This window comes from Lentibacillus salicampi (genome assembly GCF_004565465.1).
Lineage (GTDB): Bacteria > Bacillota > Bacilli > Bacillales > Amphibacillaceae > Lentibacillus > Lentibacillus salicampi.
This window is the reverse complement of the sequence record NZ_SRHY01000090.1, coordinates 1-2,573: the sequence shown is the minus strand read 5'-3', so window position 1 is coordinate 2,573 and position 2,573 is coordinate 1. Positions and strand designations below refer to the sequence as shown.

Annotated in this window: 2 protein-coding genes; both read right to left on the bottom strand. The window is 38.7% G+C overall.

Annotated features, from left to right (window positions below; genetic code table 11):
- Window positions 1–290: 290 nt before the first annotated feature.
- Window positions 291–1,442, bottom strand: coding sequence for an IS91 family transposase (locus E4U82_RS19385; RefSeq protein ID WP_135111887.1), 1,152 nt, complete (start codon window positions 1,440–1,442; stop codon window positions 291–293).
- Complete coding sequence (locus tag E4U82_RS19380; protein WP_135111886.1) at window positions 1,439–2,305, bottom strand: tyrosine-type recombinase/integrase; 867 nt, start codon at window positions 2,303–2,305, stop codon at window positions 1,439–1,441. The genes E4U82_RS19385 and E4U82_RS19380 overlap by 4 nt, the downstream gene beginning before the upstream one ends.
- Window positions 2,306–2,573: the final 268 nt, after the last annotated feature.

The following is a 2,573-nucleotide window of genomic DNA, read 5'->3' as shown; positions in this document are numbered from 1 at the left end:
TATAATAATTAAGGAAAGAATTGCAGTTGAGCCAGAAAAAAACAGAACATCTTTTCAGTTCTGTTTTTTAGGTTCAATTGCAATTTTTCCTATTGAACAATAGTCGCAAACCCACTTTTCTATCATTATTGGTTATGGGTTTTCAATGGTTTGTCTTTTTCCTGAAAAGTGATTGTCGCTATAAAAATTAAATTAAAATGAGGCGAATCAGAGAACACCCCCTAAAAAAGGGTATACTTAATAAACCCAGTGATCACTGGTTTTTAAAAGCGATATTTAGTTCCCTGCTCTCATTCCCGTTGAGGAATTGACCTTATCATGTTGAAATTACGGTTGGAACACTTGGGACATTTGTGTATATCCACCCCGAAGAGAGCCAACAGGATCTGTGTCGTCGTTAACCCTTCCAGGAGAGGTTTCGGGTAATTTCTTTTAATGAAATTGCGACATATCTTTAACTTTGCCTTTTTTGAACGATTGCTCAGGATGCCATAATATCGAATTTTAACGAAGCCTTTCGGCAAAATGTGCATTAGAAATCGTCTAATGAATTCTGTAGGTTCCAGCGTCATCTGAGTGGATTCGCCTTGTTTTCTATAATTTTTCACTTTAAAAGTAATCCCTTTATCACTGATAGATACAATCCGTGCATTGGAGATAGCAATCCGGTGGGTGTACCGCCCTAAGTATTCAATAACATTTTTGGCCCCTTTAAAAGTTTCTTTGATGTGCGGGATCCACTCCTTTACGTATAAAAGGTCAACGAGTTTTTGAAATTCACCAGGCTGTTGAAACTTCAATGATGATCCGGAAAATAACAACTTGCCGGACTTATAGAGTTTTTTTAAGGCATCCATAAATTTTCCGCGAAACAGCCTGGATACAACACGAACAGGAAATAAAAATTGATCATTTTTAACAGTTTTAAACTTTAAATCCTTAGTTAGCCCTCCGCCTAATACAATCGAATGAATATGAGGATGAAAATTGAGTGCTTGTCCCCAAGTATGCAAGATACTCATAAAACCAATCGATGCATTCAGATACTTTTTGTCTTTTCCCAGTTCCATTAAAGTATCCGCACTCGCTTTATACAGTAAAGAATAAAGCAGCTTCTTGTTTGCATAAATTAAAGGATTTAGTTCCTCGGGCACCGTAAAGACAATATGAAAATAAGGTGCATCGATGACTTCGGACTTGCGCTGGTCAATCCACTTTTCTTTGACGAGACCCTGGCAACAGGGGCAATGGCGATTTCGGCACGAATTATAATGTGTTTCCGAATGACCACAATCCTGACACACAGAAACATTGCCGCCCAGTGCTGAGGTTTTACAATTCATAATAGCGCTAGCTGCCTTATGCATGTCTTGACTCACAGGGTATTGGGTCTTGGCAGCCTCATAATATTCAAGAAAAATGTCTTGTATAGGATAATTCATAAGGAAGCCCCCAGATCAAAAGGGCTCTTTAGTGCCTTCATGGTTTTGGTTCCCAAATGAACATAAACAAGGCTCGAACTTGCGGATTTATGCCCTAATAACTTTTGAATTGTCAGCAGGTCATACCCTTGTTCATATAGATGGGTCCCGAAAGAATGCCTGAGCATATGAGCTGTCACTGTTCTATCCCAGCCAAGATAATGACAATGATCCGTGATGAAACGGGATACGGTAAAGCTGACAATGGGCTGATTTATTCCTGTACCCGGAAACAACCATCCCTTGGGTCGACCAAAGGACAACCAGTATTTTGTCAAAATGTCCAAGGCATTCCTGGATAAAATAGCATATCGATCACTCCGGGACTTGGAAGGTCGGATATAAATTCGCATATCCTTACGGCTGACATCCTCATAACGTAAGTGACGCATTTCACTCACTCTAAGCCCTGCGGAATACAGAAGTGCCACACAGGCTTTATGTTTCAGATTGGGAATCGTTGCAATGAATTCATTCACTTCCTCAAGGGTAAGGATATCCGGGAGTTTTGTATTGAATTTCATATAAGGAATTTCATATTTATCCCAGTTCTTTCTCAAAACATACAGATGGAAAAAACGAAGCTGTGAGATGTGCGCATTAATCGTGCGATTGGATAGGGACCTTACCCGTTTCAGGGACAGCAGATAAGTTCTGATTTCTTCAAAAGAAACCTCTTCGGGTGATTTTTGACATGCAGCCACCCAAGCAAGGTAACTTCGCAGCATACTATTATAAGATTTGATTGTATTGTAAGTTAAATCACGCAGTACCAATAAATCATTAAATTTTTTATCATAGGGTTGAATATCGAAAATACTCATGATGTAGACCTCCTGAATAAAGTGTATTGTCAAAGGATGAACATTGGATTGTGCAATACCTTTATATCGGAGGTGACCTTGGGGGGATGAAATAAAAATTGTTAAGTTTATAAGAACATGATACGATAAGCATTAGCAGCACCTCAATTTTGGCTTGTTTTTTGTGGTAAATTAACAATACCTTATATTTGAGTGTGCTGCCACTTTAATTTACTGAGATATTTGAGAGGGATGGTTTTAAGCCATCGCGATAGCGATTTTGTTCAAT

What these genes read in the sequence shown, in the direction of transcription:
- E4U82_RS19385 (WP_135111887.1), bottom strand. Translation starts at nt 1,442, where the DNA reads ATGAATTATCCTATACAAGACATTTTTCTTGAATATTATGAGGCTGCC.
- E4U82_RS19380 (WP_135111886.1), bottom strand. Translation starts at nt 2,305, where the DNA reads ATGAGTATTTTCGATATTCAACCCTATGATAAAAAATTTAATGATTTA.